Source organism: Streptomyces sp. NPDC054883 (assembly GCF_053610645.1).
Window position 1 is genome coordinate 1 of sequence record NZ_JBSGYT010000012.1, and the last position, 14,131, is coordinate 14,131.

Annotated in this window: 15 protein-coding genes and 1 pseudogene; 10 read left to right on the forward strand and 6 right to left on the reverse strand. The window is 71.8% G+C overall.

The genetic code is table 11. From position 1 onward, the window contains the following. Window positions 1–355 precede the first annotated feature (355 nt). From ACWGH1_RS11625 to ACWGH1_RS11640, 4 genes and pseudogenes are all read left to right on the forward strand, one after another. Entirely contained in the window at window positions 356–1,546 is a 1,191-nt protein-coding gene (locus ACWGH1_RS11625) for a cytochrome P450 (protein WP_453354044.1), read from the forward strand. A 238-nt stretch (window positions 1,547–1,784) separates the two neighbouring features. Beyond that, entirely contained in the window at window positions 1,785–2,264 is a 480-nt protein-coding gene (locus tag ACWGH1_RS11630; protein WP_453354050.1) for a hypothetical protein, read from the forward strand. Between the two features lie 63 nt (window positions 2,265–2,327). Further along, a pseudogene (locus ACWGH1_RS11635) lies at window positions 2,328–3,065 on the forward strand (alpha/beta fold hydrolase); the annotation flags it as partial. 509 nt (window positions 3,066–3,574) lie between these two features. After that, a complete protein-coding gene (locus ACWGH1_RS11640) occupies window positions 3,575–4,084 on the forward strand; it encodes an alpha/beta hydrolase (RefSeq protein WP_453354045.1) in 510 nt (169 codons plus the stop codon). Here ACWGH1_RS11640 and ACWGH1_RS11645 read toward each other — a convergent pair. Next, complete coding sequence (locus ACWGH1_RS11645; protein ID WP_453354046.1) at window positions 4,051–5,040, reverse strand: magnesium and cobalt transport protein CorA; 990 nt, start codon at window positions 5,038–5,040, stop codon at window positions 4,051–4,053. The genes ACWGH1_RS11640 and ACWGH1_RS11645 overlap by 34 nt on opposite strands. 100 nt (window positions 5,041–5,140) lie before the next feature. On the opposite strand from ACWGH1_RS11645, the gene ACWGH1_RS11650 reads away from it, so the two are divergent. Both ACWGH1_RS11650 and ACWGH1_RS11655 read left to right on the forward strand, forming a co-directional pair. Further along, the gene (locus ACWGH1_RS11650) at window positions 5,141–6,724 is read left to right on the forward strand and encodes an FMN-binding glutamate synthase family protein (protein ID WP_453354047.1); all 1,584 of its coding nucleotides are present in this window, start codon (window positions 5,141–5,143) and stop codon (window positions 6,722–6,724) included. A 49-nt stretch (window positions 6,725–6,773) separates the two neighbouring features. Then, window positions 6,774–8,501 (forward strand): thiamine pyrophosphate-dependent enzyme, encoded by a 1,728-nt coding sequence (locus ACWGH1_RS11655; RefSeq protein WP_453408642.1) that lies wholly within the window; start codon window positions 6,774–6,776, stop codon window positions 8,499–8,501. Between the two features lie 79 nt (window positions 8,502–8,580). Here the strand turns inward: ACWGH1_RS11655 and ACWGH1_RS11660 are convergent, their stop codons facing one another. From ACWGH1_RS11660 to ACWGH1_RS11675, 4 genes are all read right to left on the reverse strand, one after another. Beyond that, window positions 8,581–9,543 (reverse strand): aldo/keto reductase, encoded by a 963-nt coding sequence (locus ACWGH1_RS11660; RefSeq protein ID WP_453354049.1) that lies wholly within the window; start codon window positions 9,541–9,543, stop codon window positions 8,581–8,583. A gap of 122 nt (window positions 9,544–9,665) precedes the next feature. Then, the gene (locus ACWGH1_RS11665; RefSeq protein ID WP_453408643.1) at window positions 9,666–10,196 is read right to left on the reverse strand and encodes a DoxX family membrane protein; all 531 of its coding nucleotides are present in this window, start codon (window positions 10,194–10,196) and stop codon (window positions 9,666–9,668) included. Between the two features lie 47 nt (window positions 10,197–10,243). Then, window positions 10,244–10,738 carry a hypothetical protein gene (locus tag ACWGH1_RS11670; RefSeq protein ID WP_453355381.1) on the reverse strand — a complete coding sequence of 165 codons (495 nt, stop codon included), beginning with the start codon at window positions 10,736–10,738 and terminating at the stop codon, window positions 10,244–10,246. A gap of 74 nt (window positions 10,739–10,812) precedes the next feature. Then, window positions 10,813–11,169, reverse strand: a complete 357-nt coding sequence (locus ACWGH1_RS11675; RefSeq protein ID WP_453355380.1) for an STAS domain-containing protein — start codon at window positions 11,167–11,169, stop codon at window positions 10,813–10,815. Window positions 11,170–11,370: 201 nt separating this feature from the next. On the opposite strand from ACWGH1_RS11675, the gene ACWGH1_RS11680 reads away from it, so the two are divergent. Further along, complete coding sequence (locus ACWGH1_RS11680) at window positions 11,371–11,850, forward strand: ATP-binding protein (protein ID WP_453355379.1); 480 nt, start codon at window positions 11,371–11,373, stop codon at window positions 11,848–11,850. A gap of 64 nt (window positions 11,851–11,914) precedes the next feature. Here ACWGH1_RS11680 and ACWGH1_RS11685 read toward each other — a convergent pair whose 3' ends face one another. Further along, complete coding sequence (locus ACWGH1_RS11685; RefSeq protein WP_453355378.1) at window positions 11,915–12,178, reverse strand: DUF4404 family protein; 264 nt, start codon at window positions 12,176–12,178, stop codon at window positions 11,915–11,917. 228 nt (window positions 12,179–12,406) lie between these two features. On the opposite strand from ACWGH1_RS11685, the gene ACWGH1_RS11690 reads away from it, so the two are divergent. From ACWGH1_RS11690 to ACWGH1_RS11700, 3 genes are all read left to right on the forward strand, one after another. Beyond that, window positions 12,407–12,685 (forward strand): GlsB/YeaQ/YmgE family stress response membrane protein, encoded by a 279-nt coding sequence (locus ACWGH1_RS11690; RefSeq protein WP_453355377.1) that lies wholly within the window; start codon window positions 12,407–12,409, stop codon window positions 12,683–12,685. 124 nt (window positions 12,686–12,809) lie between these two features. Continuing rightward, complete coding sequence (locus ACWGH1_RS11695; RefSeq protein ID WP_453355376.1) at window positions 12,810–13,442, forward strand: glyoxalase; 633 nt, start codon at window positions 12,810–12,812, stop codon at window positions 13,440–13,442. Between the two features lie 130 nt (window positions 13,443–13,572). After that, window positions 13,573–14,121 carry a GNAT family N-acetyltransferase gene (locus ACWGH1_RS11700; RefSeq protein ID WP_453355375.1) on the forward strand — a complete coding sequence of 183 codons (549 nt, stop codon included), beginning with the start codon at window positions 13,573–13,575 and terminating at the stop codon, window positions 14,119–14,121. The last annotated feature ends 10 nt before the right edge of the window (window positions 14,122–14,131 follow it).

The window sequence follows — 14,131 nt, forward strand, 5'->3', positions numbered from 1 at the left end:
TGGACTACATGAACTCCCGCTACGGCAGCCCCGTGGGCGCCTGGAACTTCTGGCAGTCGCACCACTGGTACTAAGCCGCCAGTGGCAGCAGACGCAGGAACACGCTCGGCCGGACTCTCCGGCCGAGCGTCTTCGCGTTTGCGGCCGCCGAGCGGGCCCGGCTCCCGCGTTCCGCGGACCCGCACGCGGCCGGCTTCTGCATTGCAACGCTGCATTGCATTAACCTCCAGTGCCATTGCATCAATTTACCGCTCCTCACCTGCGCAAACGACTCTCATTTGATTGACGAGTCTATGAACGCAACGTAGCTTTCGACGTGAGTCAAACACGTGATGTCGCGAGATGAGGAATGGCCATGAGTGAATCCCTCCACACCGTCACGACGCTGCCGAGCGAGCGTCGGCCCGGCTGCCCCTTCGACCCGCCGGCAGAGCTGACCGACGCCCGCCGGCACGGCCCCATCAGCCGCTACACCCACCCCGGTGGAAAGCCCGGCTGGCTGATCACCGGGTACGACCTGGTCAGGTCGGTCCTGGCCGACCCGCGGTTCAGCTCGCGCAAAGAGCTCCTGAACGTGGTCGACTTCGAGATCCCTCCCGCGCCGCCCGGCGAGTTCCTCCTCATGGACGAACCCCAGCACGGGCGTTACCGGAAACCACTGGTGGGCAAGTTCACCGCACGCCGGATGAGACTGCTCACCGAGCGCATCGAGCAGATCACCGCCGACTGCCTCGACGCCATGGAGGCGGCCGGCCCGTCGGCGGACCTGGTGTCCGCGTTCGCCAAGCCGATCCCCACCATCGTCATCTGCGAGCTGCTGGGCGTGCCGTACGAGGACCGGGACTCCTTCCAGGAACAGATCGACAAGTTCATGAACGGGGAGACGAACGACGAGGACCTGATCGCCGCCTACACGGCGACCCAGGACTACCTCGCCCGGCTCGTCGCCGCCAAACGCGCGAACCCCACCGACGACGTGCTCAGTGAACTCACCGACAGCGATCTGACCGATGAGGAGTTGCAGGGGATCAGCCTGATCCTGTTGGCGGCCGGCTTCGACACCACCGCGAACATGCTGGCCCTCGGAACCTTCGCCCTGCTGCAGAACCCGGCGCAACTGGCCGCGCTGCGTGCCGATCCCGCCCTCATCGACCAGGCCGTGGAAGAGCTGCTGCGCTACCTGAGCGTCGCCAAGTCGTTCATGCGGACGGCGCTGGTGGATGTCGAGGTGGGCGGCGAGGTGATCGAAGCCGGCACGACGGTCGTCCTGTCGTACAACACCGCCAACCGCGACCCGGAGCGCTTCGCGGATCCCCACGTGCTCGACCTCCGCAGGGAGTCCGGTGGGCACCTGGCCTTCGGCCACGGCATCCACCTGTGCCTGGGGCAGCAGCTGGCCCGGGTCGAGATGCGGGTCGCGTTCTCCGCGCTGCTCGAGCGCTTCCCCACGCTGCGCCTGGCCGTACCGGCCGAAGAGGTTGCGCTGCGCCCGGAGGCCGCGGACATCCACGGAGTGAAGAACCTCCCGGTAACCTGGGACGTGTGACCGTACGGCAGGTCGCACGAGCCCTTGCGGGCTCGCTCGTACGACGGACTCGGCGGCCCCGCCGTGGCGTTGGCGGGGGCGGTCGGCAGAAGGCCTTTCATTGGGATTCGTCCGACCTCGTCTCCCCGGCGGTCTACCGTACGGTCATGCCGTGCCGCCCGCCGCGGTCTCATGAGGAGGATCCGTGTCGTCGTATGACCCCCAGTACGCTCCCGCCGGTGATGTGGGTGCGGCGCTCATGGTGATCGACTCCCGGCTCAAAGCCATTTACGACGGCAAGTCCGGTACCGACCCCCAACAGCAGCTGCTGATGGACCAGTTCATGACGTCGTTGACGCCCGTGGGTGCCCGCGACCTGCTGGACGGCGCCTGCACGCTCATCTACATGTTCATGACCTGGCTGCGGAAGGCGTACGAAGGCCACGACAAGGACGTCATCGAGTACGTGGTGCCCGACCTCGTGGCCACGATGCGTACGATGCGCAAGAGCGTCCGCCCCGAATTCATTCCCACCATGGCCGGCATGGTCATCGCGGCCGGCACCGGCTTGAGCCCCAGCCTGTGGCGCAAGCAGTACGGCGACTGGACCACGGACGAGATGAACCCGCTGGAAGCGACCGCCTTCCTGCTCGCGGAGCACATCAACCGGCTCACCGGCGACCGCGATTACGCCGCCCGCCTGATCGGCAACGCCCTGTCCGGCGCGGACCAGGACTGAAACGTGCGGCGGTCCGCGTGACACGTTCGGACCCGCGCCGGTTGCCCGGCGCGCGGGCCGCCGATGTCATGGAGGCGGGGTGCGCCGTCACACGGGCCATCCCCGTGCAGGCGGAAGGGGCCGACCGTGGGAAGCACCGGCACATCGACGTCGCTGCGAGGCCTCGCGGGTGTGGCGGCCGGCGTCCTCCTGACGCTGGTGCCGGCGGCCGCTCCCGCGTCGGCAGAGGGCCCGGCCGGTGGTGACGACGCCGTCGTGCTGCGCTGGCATCCGTGCCCGCAGGCGGCGCAGGCGGGCTTCGAGTGCGCGGTGGCGAAGGTACCGCTGGACCACGCACATCCCTCGGGCCGCACCATCGACCTCGCTGTGATCCGCCACCGGGCGGCCACCCCGGCCCGGCGCGCCGGCTCCTTCTTCTTCAACCCGGGCGGACCCGGCGGCCCGGGAACCGTCGGGCTGCCCGAGTTGTACGACCTGCGAGGCGTCGGCGAGAGCACGGCGGTGCGCTGCTTCGACACTGCCGGGCAGGCCGCGGCCTGGCACGAAGACGTCCCGCAGTTCCCGGTGGGGCCGCAGGAACGGCAGGCGTACGTCGCCGCGTACGCCGACCTGGCGAAGCGGTGCGAACGCCGCGATCCAGAGCTGCTGCGCCACATCTCGACCGCCGCCACCGCGCGCGACCTGGACCTGCTGCGCCGGGCGGCGGGGGAGGACCGGCTGCGCTACTGGGGCGTCTCGTACGGCACGTTGCTCGGCGCGACGTACGCGAGCCTGTTCCCCGACCGGGTCGGGCGGCTCGTGGTCGACGGGAACGTCGACCCGCGGGCGTGGGTGAACCGCGGCGCGGGCGGCCAGCCCGGGCTGAACACCTTCCTGCGCCTCGGCTCGCACCTCGGCTCCGCCGACACCCTGGGCCGGTTCCTCGACCAATGCGGTCGCGCGGCCGTGTCCCGATGTGCCTTCTCCGCAGGCAGCCCGGCGGCCACGCGGGCCAAGTACGGCACTCTGCTGGCACGCCTCGCCGCACGCCCGGTCGGCGGCTGGACGTACGCCCGTGCGGTCAGTGAGGTCCGCAGCGGCCTCTACACCGTGCACCCGGGCTGGACGGGGACGGCCGGAACACTGCAGTCGCTGTGGCAGGGACAGGTGCCGGCGGAGCCTGCCGCACCGGGCGGGCCCGCGCGCTATCCGGGGTTCGAGCAGCCGCTCGCCGTGCTGTGCGCCGAAAGCCCAACCCCGCCTCGGCCGGGGGTTACCCGGCGCTGGAGGAACGGGCCGTGCGGCAGGCCGGGCCGCTCGCGCGGTGGTGGGTGTGGGCCAACGAGCCCTGCTCCGCGTGGCCGGCCCGGGCGGCAGCCCCGTACACGGGCCCGTGGAACCGGGCCACCGGGCACCCGGCGCTGGTGCTCAACACGGTGTACGACCCGTCCACGCCGTACCGGGCGGGCCAGGCGATGGCGGCGGAGCTCGCCGGGGCCCGGCTGCTGACGCTCGACGGGTACGGGCACACCGCGCTGGACAATCCGAGCGCCTGTGTGCAGCGGCACGTGGTCCGGTACGTCCTGACCGGCGCACTCCCGCCGGTGGGCGCCCGGTGCGCCCAGGACACACCGCCGTTCGGGGCCGCGCCGGCGCGACCGTCGGGCGCCGCGCCGATCCGCCCGGCCGAGCCCGTCACGCTCCGGCAGCAGCGCCCGGTGCGGCTCCTTCCGACCCACCCCGGCTGGGCGGGGGCCTTCGGTACCGGCTGGGCGGCCGGGCAGGGGCTGCTGACCGGCGAGTACGGCTACAGCCAGCCGTTGCGGCGGAAGGCCCGGTAGAGGAGGCCGGAGGCCAGGGCCATGACGCCGAGGGCGAGCGGATAGCCGTAGCTCCAGCCCAGCTCGGGCATGTGCTCGAAGTTCATCCCGTAGACGCCCGCGACCATGGTGGGGACCGCGAAGATCGCCGCCCAGGCCGAGATGCGGCGCATGTCGTCGTTCTGCCAGGTCCCCACCCGAGCCTGCTGCGCGTCCAGGACCGAGGTCAGCAGCTCGTCCAGGGACCGGACCTCGGTGTCGGTCCGGCTCAGGTGGTCGGCCACATCGCGGAAGTAGGGCAGCACCTTCGGCGGATGACCCTGGCCGCCCTGACCCGGGCCGGCCAGGAGCCCCTGTAGGACGGGGACGAGGGGCGCTACCGCGTCCCGGAACTCCCGGACCTCCCGTTTGAGGGAGTAGATCGCCTCGGTGTGGTCGACGCGGGAGGTGGAGAAGACGCAGTCCTCCAGCGCCGTGAGCGCGGCCCGCACCTTGTCCGCGGCATTGCCGTACGCGTCCACGGCCACGTCGAGCACGGCGTGCAGAACGGACAGCGGGCCGAACCGCAGCATGCCGGGGTCGACTTCGAGCCGCCGGGCCGCTTCGGCGGCCGGATCGACCGGACCGTGCCGCACGGTGAGTACGTACCTGGGCCCGACGAAGAGCATCAGCTGCCCGGTCTCCACCGCGGCCTGCGCGTCCACGTACCAGAGCGTCTTCAACGCGACGGCCAGCACGTCACCGAAGCGCTCGCGCTTCGGGCGCTGCCGTGCCTGGACCGCGTCCTCGACCGCCAGCGGATGCAGCCCCAGCTCCCCGGCCAGCCGCAGCAGCTCGGACTCGGCCGGGTCGACCAGCCGCACCCAGCCGAACTCGCCCTCGCCCAACCCGCGCAGCCGCTTCAGCACCAGCTGGCAGGCCTCGTCCTCCAGGCCGCACTCCACCGTCTCCGACCGGCCGGAGCGTTCTTCGTACACGACGCATTCCATGCCACCCGCATGCTTCGACGCGCCGATTTCATGCGCCACCCGTCCCGGTACCGGGATTGGCGCCCGGGCATGCGGACACAAGCGGGGCGTGCTCAAGATACTTCTGGTGGTCCTCCTCGGCTCGACGGCGGCGCTGGCGTCGCTCGCCGCCCTCCTCGCCTCGCCCCTGTGGTGGGCCGCGGCCGTGCCCCTGCTGCTGCTCCTGCTGACCGCCGTCCACGACCTCCTGCAACGGCGGCATTCCGTCCTGCGGAACTACCCCGTCCTCGGGCACCTGCGGTTCGCCCTCGAGGCCCTGCGGCCCGAGATCCAGCAGTACTTCATCGAGCGCAACGTCGACGGCAGCCCCTTCGACCGCGATGTCCGCAGCATCGTCTACGAGCGGGCCAAGGGCACCGACGCCGAGGAACCGTTCGGCACCGAGCTCGACCTCTACCGGCCCGGCAGCGAATACCTCACCCCCTCCATGGCCCCGCTCCCGGTACGCACCGATCCGCCCCGGGTCCGGATCGGCGGACCCGACTGCACCCAGCCGTACGACATGGCCCTGCTCAACGTGTCGGCGATGAGCTTCGGTTCCCTGTCGGGCAACGCGGTCCTGGCCCTCAACACCGGGGCGCGACTCGGGGGCTTCGCCCACGACACCGGCGAGGGCGGTCTGTCCGAGTACCACCTGCGACCCGGCGGTGACCTGGTGTGGGAGGTCGGCACCGGATACTTCGGCTGCCGAACCGAGGAAGGGGACTTCGACGAGCGGCAGTTCGCGGAGAAGGCCGCGCACCCCCAGGTCAAGTGCGTGTCGTTGAAGATCAGCCAGGGTGCCAAGCCCGGGATCGGCGGCGTCCTGCCCGGGGCCAAGGTCAACGCGGAGATCGCGAAGGTGCGCGGGGTGCCGCAGGGGCAGACCGTGATCTCGCCGCCCTACCACCGCGTGTACTCCACCCCGCGGGAGCTGGTGCGCTTCCTGGCCCGGATGCGCCGGCTCGCCGACGGCAAGCCCGTCGGGTTCAAGCTGTGCGTCGGGTCGCGCCGCGAGTTCCTCGCCGTGTGCAAGGCCATGCTCGAAGAGGACACCACGCCCGACTTCATCGTCGTCGACGGGGCGGAGGGCGGAACCGGTGCGGCGCCCCTGGAGTTCGCCGACAACGTCGGCCTGCCGCTCGACGAAGGGCTGATGACCGTGCACAACGCGCTCGTGGGCGCCGGCCTGCGCGACCGCATCCGGATCGGGGCCTCGGGCAAGGTCGCCACCGGCAGCGACCTCGTCAAACGCCTTCTCCAGGGCGCTGACTACACCAACGCCGCCCGCGCCATGATGTTCGCGATCGGGTGCATCCAGGCGCAGCGCTGCCACACCAACACCTGCCCCGTCGGCGTCGCGACCCAGGACGAGCGGCGCGCCCGCGCCGTGGACGTGGGCGACAAGTCGCAGCGGGTACGGCGCTACCAGGAGGCGACCGTCAAGAGCGCCCTCCAGATCATGGCGTCGATGGGCGTCGAGGACCCGCGCGGGCTGCGGCCCCACATGTTGCTGCACCGGGTCGACCCGCACACCGTCCGTTCGTACGCCGAACTCCACGCCTGGCTCTCCCCCGGAGAGCTGCTCGCATCTCCGCCCGAAGGCTGGGCAGGCGACTGGAAGGCGGCCGATCCGGACCGCTTCACCAGCTGATTCCCCGGCACCGCACCGAGGGGTCGCGACCGGACCGAAGGGCACTTCCGTGGCACGTACCGTCGCCAGCGTGATCGTCAGCGCACTCGGGGAGCTGGGCGTCCAGCACGTCTTCGGCGTCGTCGGAGACGCCCTGAACCCGCTGACCGACGCCATCCGTACCACCGACGGCCTGGAGTGGGTCGGCTGCCGGCACGAAGAAGCCGCGGCCTTCGCCGCGGGGGCGCAGTCCCAGCTCTCCGGAACCCTCGGGGTCTGCATGGGCACGGTGGGACCCGGCTCCGTCCACCTGCTGAACGGTCTGTACGACGCCGCCAAGAGCCACGCCCCCGTCCTCGCGATCTGCGGCCAGGTCCCCCTGGCCGAGATCGGCAGCGACTACTTCCAGGAAGTCGACAACGACCTCCTCTTCCGTGACGTGGCCGTCTACCGGGCCACCGTCACCTCCCCGGACCAGATGCCGCGCCTGCTCGAATCCGCAGTACGCGCCGCGGTGACGCAGGGCGGTGTGGCCGTCCTGACCGTTCCCGGTGACCTCGGCGACCGGGAGCTGACCGACGACCGGCCCACCCGCTTCGCCCTCGACCGCGCCGTCACCCGCCCCGACGACCCGACGCTCGCCCGGGCCGCCGCACTGCTGAACGAGGCGTCCCGCGTCACGCTGCTCGTCGGCCAGGGCGCCCGCGAAGCCCGCGCCGAGGTCATGGAGGCCGCCGGGCTGCTGGCCGCGCCCATGGTGCTCACTCTGAAGGCGAAGGAGGGGTTCGAGGACGCCAATCCCTTCCAGGTGGGGCAGACCGGCCTCATCGGCAACCCCGCCGCGGCCCATGCGCTCGACAGCGGGGACGCGCTGCTCATGCTGGGGACCGACTTCCCCTACCGGGAGTGGTACCCGCAGGACGTCAAGGTGGTGCAGGTCGACGCACGCGAGGACCACTTGGGGCGCCGGACCCCCGTCGACGTGGGCCTGGCCGGCGATGTGGGCGCCACGCTGCGGGCCCTGCTGCCACTGCTGAAGGGAGCCCGCGAGCGCGCCCACCTGGACGATGCCAGGGAACGGTTCGTCAAGTGGCAGGAAGGGCAGCAGCGGCTGGCCGACCCCGCGCACGAGCACCGCTGGACCGGGAAGCTGCGGGCGGCGCTGGACAACCGAGATCACGAGATCCGCCCCGAGGCACTGGCCGCGGCGGTGGACGCGTACGCGGCCGAGGACGCCGTCTTCACCTCCGACACCGGTATGGCCACGGTCTGGCTCTCCCGCTTCGTCACCATGCGCGGCAGCCGGCGCCTGATCGGCTCGTACAACCTCGGCTCGATGGCCAATGCCATGCCCCAGGCGCTGGGAGCCCAGCTCTGGGCGCCCGACCGGCAGATCGTCGCCTTCTGCGGGGACGGCGGCCTGAGCATGCTGCTGGGCGACCTCATGACGATCAAGACGTACCGGCTGCCGGTGAAGCTGGTCGTCTTCGACAACCGCCGACTGGGCATGGTCAAGCTGGAGCAGGAGCAGACGGGCCTGCCCGAATTCGGTACGGAGCTCGACAACCCCGACTTCGCCGCCGTCGCCTCGGCCCTCGGCCTGACGGGTATGCGGGTCACCGACCCGGCGGGGCTGAAGGACGCGGTACGCCGGGCCTTCGATACCCCGGGCCCGGTCGTGCTGGACGTCCTCACCAACCCGGAGGAAGTGGCCGTGCCGGGCAAACCGACCGTGTCGCAAGGCTGGGGCTTTGCCATGGCCAAGGTCAAGGAGATCCTGCCGGGCCACGAGGGCTGACCGGCCCCGGACCGGATCACGACACACCGGATTACGAGCCCGCGCCCTTCGCGACCGGCCCGGGCAGCGCCCGTCGGCGCTACGGCAGCGGTGCTCCGCGGGCGGCGAGCCAGAGGGCGTACCACTCCTCGTGCGTGAGGTCGGGCTCGCGCACCGCCGCGTCGCGGCAGGCGCGGATGCGGTCCGGGCGCCCGCTGCCGACGACGGGGGCGATCCGGGCCGGATGCCGCTGCAGCCACCACAGCAGGACCGCCTCCGGTGTCGTGCCCTTGGCGTCGGCCAGCGTACGCAGGAGCAGGGCGGTCGCGCGCTGCTCCGGACTCTCCTGCCGCCCGGTATAACGGCCTTGGGCCAGGGCGCCCCAGGCCTGGAGGCCGACGCCGTTCGCGAGACAGTACTCGATCGTGCCGGAGGGGAAGCCGCCCGCCGCCGCAGCGGGAGTGTTGACGAGCACGCCGTCCTCGAGCCAGTCGCGGCGGTCCAGGCTCATCTCCAACTGGTTCGCGACCAGCGGGAAGTCGAGGTGCGCCTGGAGCCGGGCGATCTGGGCCGCATTCATGTTGGACACGCCGAACGCGCGTACCAGCCCCTGCCGTCGCAGTGAGGTGAGCGCCGCCGCGGTGTCCTCCGGGGCGGCCAGTGGGTCGGGCCGGTGCAGGAGCAGGACGTCGATGACGTCGGTCCTCAGGCGGCCGAGGCTCTCCTCGACCCGGCGGGTGATGCTGACGCCCCGCAGGTCGTAGCTGCCGGGCCGCTCCCCGTCGGCGAGCCGGATCCCGCACTTGGTCTGCAGCGTGATCCGCTCGCGCAGGTCCGGGGAGCGGGCGAGGACCTCACCGAAGACGGCTTCCGCCTTCCCGTGCCGATAGATGTCGGCGTGGTCGAACACGCGTATTCCGCTGTCGAGCGCTGCCTCGATCGCCGCCTCCGCAGCGTCGATGTCGGCGGCCCGGTACGGGCTGGTGTCCCAACTGCCGCCGAGTGCCATGCATCCGTAGAGCAGCCTGGGGCCGTTGCCTGTCGCTGGTGCCTCGATCGCCATGACCTCACCCTACGAGCGGTCGGAGGCAGTCCGCAGGGTGAGGTCGTGGACGGGCACGCGCGCTGCCGCCCCCGGAGGAGCGGCCCGGGTGCGCGGCTCCCACGGGCGGCTTGCGACGGAGCTCAAGCGCCCCCGCGTGCCACGGCCTTGACCCGGGCGGCGGAACGCGCCGCGGCCGCCCCGACGGGGCGCTGGACGGCCCGCACCGGATGCCGGTGGTCGAGTACGTGCCGGGACCGGTAGACGAGGGACGGCTTGCCGTGGGTGTCAGCGGCGGCGATGAGCAGCCCGCCCAGTGCGGAGAGGTCCGTCAGGAAGCGGGCGCGCCGGCGCGCCCGCTCCTCCGCGTCCTCGACCGTCCAGAAGGCGTGCTCGACGAAGGCGGTCGGCACCAGGGTGGCGGCGAGGGTGAGCGCGGCGAGGCGCGGGGCGCGCCCCGCGGCGAACAGCAGACCCGCTCCCGCCTGGAGCGCGCTGTTGACGCGCACCAGCCTCAGCGGGTCGCCGGCCGGCGCCGGGATGCGTTCCCCCACGGCCCGGACGACGGGTCGGGCGAGTTCCGCCGCGGCCTCCGGGTGGCGCAGGGTGCGCAGTCCGCCGACGACGAACGGGGCGGTGAGCAGGGGGCGGGCGAGCTTTCGAAGGACGGCCATGCCCCGCTGGTGCCCCGGCTCCGGCTGTCCATCCGCCGCCCGGCCCGTCAGGCCGTCGGCCGTGGCGAGTCCTGTACGGCGCGGGCGTGCACGCACATGGCGTCGGCCGATGCCGCGGGGATCCTCATGCGGCGCAGCAGGTCGCGGGTCGTACGCAGGGTCAGGGTGCTGCGCCAGGTGGTGCCCGGGTAGCGGGACCGCAGGTGCGACAGGGCGCGGGTGCCGATTCCGGTGGAGCGGAGGTGACCGTCCAGGTCCACGCCGGTGATCACGCCCTCGGCGCAGGCGGTGCAGATCCGGTGGTGGATCTGGCCGACGACCTTGCGGCCGTGCACCAGGAGGAGGCACTCCTCGCCGGGCCCGGCGCCCTCGCCGGGGATGTGGGTGGTGAGGAACGCGATGTCGCGGTACGCGAGGATCCTGCGGCGCAGCCGCCTGCCGAACCCGCTGCGGCGCCGGCGCCGTGCGCCATGTGCGGGCGCCTCGTGATCGGCGACGGAACGGAAAAGTGTGCGCGTGGGACGTGCATGCTCTCCGGACATGAACCGCGTCTGCCCAGCGGACCGGCCTTGACGCTCCCCCGCCCCACGAGGCCGGGTCGAGGCCGCTGGCCGGGTCAGGCGGCGGCTTCCGGTGCGAGGGCTTCGCTGAGAGTGGGGTAGGAGGACAGGACGCTGTCGAGGCCGACGACGCGCAGCAGATCAGCCAGTGCTCCCGGGGTGTGGGCCAGGCGCAGCCAACCGCCGCGGGTCCGGGCCGCGTTGTTGGCGGCGACCAGGACGTTGATGCCGCTGGAGTCCATGAACGTGACGTCGTGGAAGTCGATGACGGTGTGCCGGGCACCACTGCCGTCTGCGGTGAGGGCCCGGCGGAAGGCGTCTGCCGTCGTGTGGTCGATCTCCCCGGCCGGGGCGAGGACGCGCACGCCGGAGGCGGTCGTGTGCTGAGAGACGGTCATGCGGGCCTGAGTCATCCCGGCTCCTGCTCTCATAGTGTCGCTGCCGAGCAGCTCCTGCCCTCCACGCAAGCGCACGCGGCGGAGCGGTGTCAACCGCTTGCGTCGGGCTGAACCCCATTTGCGGGGCGAGCGGGGGCAACCGCCGGGCAGTCGTGGGATGCTTCGCGGGCGCAGCGTGACTTTCGTGTGACGATCATGTGAGACGGGGCGGGATGCATGGAGCGGGCCGCGGGAGGCGAAGGCCGAGAGGCGGAGCACGGGCAGACGCTGTCGACGTCGGCCGCCTATGACGGCGGCTCCGCCTGCATCGGCGACGCCCGGCACCTTGCCGTGCGCTTCCTCCTCGACGTGCGGACCGCGCACGGGCTGGCGGTGTCGGAGCGGGCCGTGGACATGACGGAGCTGGTGGTCAGCGAGCTGGTGACGAACGCGGTGAAGTACGCGCCCGGCCCGATCGTGCTCGATCTGCGGATCAGCGACGGCGCGGTGCGGGTATCGGTGTGGGACGGCGATTCGTCCCTGCCGGACGTCGCCGCCCATGACCCGCAGCGAGTCGGCCGGCACGGACTGGAGATCACCCACGCCGTGAGCCAGGCCTTCGAAGTGCGGCGCGAGCCGGTCGGCAAAAGCGTCACGGCACTGATCGCACTGACCGGCGACCCGAACGGGAACGCTGCCGACCGCGGCGCACGGTGACCCCCCGGCCCGTGGCGGCCGCAGGGGCTCAGCCTGTCGGCGGCGCGCTCGGTGAAGACGGCCGTCACACACCGATGTTGGCCAGCGCCACGCCGATGCCGCGCAGCGTCCCGGCGACCTTGGGATGGCCGGCCTCGAAGCGTTCCACCGCCAGGTTCACCCCGCCGGCCAGGCCGGAGCGGGAAGCGGCGTCGCCGCTCCGCAGCCGCTCTTCGATCGCGTCGATCAGCGCGTGTACGTCCGCCCGCTCCCGCGCGGAGAGCGCCGGCTGCTCATCGAGCTGGTCGCGGAGCGCCTGAAGCTGGTGCTGCACGCCGGGCATGGACATGGGGTTCTCCTCTACTGGGCACACGGGACATCAGGCGCTCGGCCCCGGGAACAAGGCCCCCGCGGGCCGAGGCCGACAGCCCTTCCTCTGCCCCGTCAAGCGCCCTTGATCCTTCCGCGGCGGGGCACTCGACGGGCGAAACGATCGGCGGACGAGGCGTTTGAAACCGCCTTCACGGCGCAGACGATCGTTGACAACGGCTTTATCCATCGAGGTAGGAGGCGCATCATGGGCATTCTGGCCTGGATTCTCATAGGGCTGCTCGCGGGTCTCATCGCCAAGGCACTGATGCCGGGCAAGGACCCGGGCGGCATCATCGTCACCACGCTCATCGGTATCGCGGGCGGCCTGCTCGGCGGCTGGCTCGGCAAGGTCATCTTCGGCGTCGACTCCATCGACGGCTTCTTCGATCTCTCCACCTGGATCGCGGCCATCGTCGGCTCCGTCATCCTGCTCGCCGTCTACCGCCTGGTCACCGGCAACAGGCGCCACCACAGCCACGCCTGAACGACGCACCCCGCCTCATGCCGGAAAGGCTCCGCCCCTGCCTCGGGGTGCGGAGCCTTTTCGCCGCCCGGGCAAGACCGCGCAGGATCGGAGAAGCCGCGGGCACCGGGCGGCGCCTAGCGTGATGGACATGGCAACCACCACATCCACCACGTCCCTCGCGTCCGTCATCCTCGAAGTGGCCGACCCCGAGGCAGCCCACCGCTTCCACACCGCCTTCGGCGTGGATGCCCACGTCGGCCTGCGGGCGTCCCAGGCGCACTCGGCCGGGTTCCGCGGCTTCGCCCTGGCGCTGACGGTGTCCCGGCCCGCCACCGTCGACGGCTTCCTCGACGACGCCGTGAACGCCGGCGCCACCGTACTCAAGCCCGCCGCGAAGTCGCTGTGGGGGTACGGCGGCGTCGTCCAGGCGCCGGACGGGACGATCTGGAAGGTCGCGACCTCGGCGAAGAAGGACACCGGCCCGGCCACCCGCGAGATCGACGAGATGGTTCTGCTGCTCGGCGTCGAGGACGTGAAGGCCAGCAAGCAGTTCTACGTCGCCCAGGGCCTGACCGTGGGCAAGAGCTTCGGCGGCAAGTACACCGAGTTCACCGCCGCCGAGGCCGACCCCGTCAAGCTGGCCCTGTACAAGCGCGGCGCCTTGGCCAAGGATCTCGGCGTCCCGGCCGACGGCGCCGGATCGCACCGCATCGCCCTCGGCAGCAATGCCGGCTCCTTCGCCGACCCGGACGGATTCACCTGGGAGGCCGCGTAACGGCGGCCGCGCCGTCCACCGGGACCGGCGGGGCCGGCCCCGGAGCGGGGCTCCCCGGAAAAGGCTGATGAGCCCTGGCCCGCCCCCGGTTATCCTGCCTCGTCCCGACCGTGCCGGAGAGGTGCCCCCCATGATCAGTACAACGTCGTCCTTTCCCGAGCGGATCGAGCTCTCGGGGGAGGGCCTCGTCCTGCGCGACTGGACGGAGGCGGACCTGCCCGCGCTGCCGAAGCTGTTCGACCACCCCGACATCGCGTACTGGACACCGATCGTGTCGCCCTTCGACGAAGCGGCCGCCCGCGCCCGGCTGGACCGGGACCGGCAGCTGCGGGCGGAGGGCGCGGCCATCCTGCTCGCCATCACCGTCGACGGCGGCGAGCCGCTCGGCGAGGTGATGCTGCGGCGGGCCCCCGAGGGCACGGAACTCGGCTACGCGGTCGGCCCGGCCCACCGCGGCCAAGGGCTGGCGGCGCGGGCGGTACGGGTACTGGCGGCGTACGCCTTCGAACAACTGGGCGCGGGGCAGGTGATCCTGGAACTGGAGGCCGAGAACGCCGCAAGCGTCACGGTGGCCACAAGGGCCGGTTTCGCACTCCTGGACGTGCCGCTCATCACCGGCGAGGAGAAGGGGCGGCCGTACGCCCTGCAGACGTGGGGTCTGAACGCGCCCGGTGCATGAGTCCGACTCG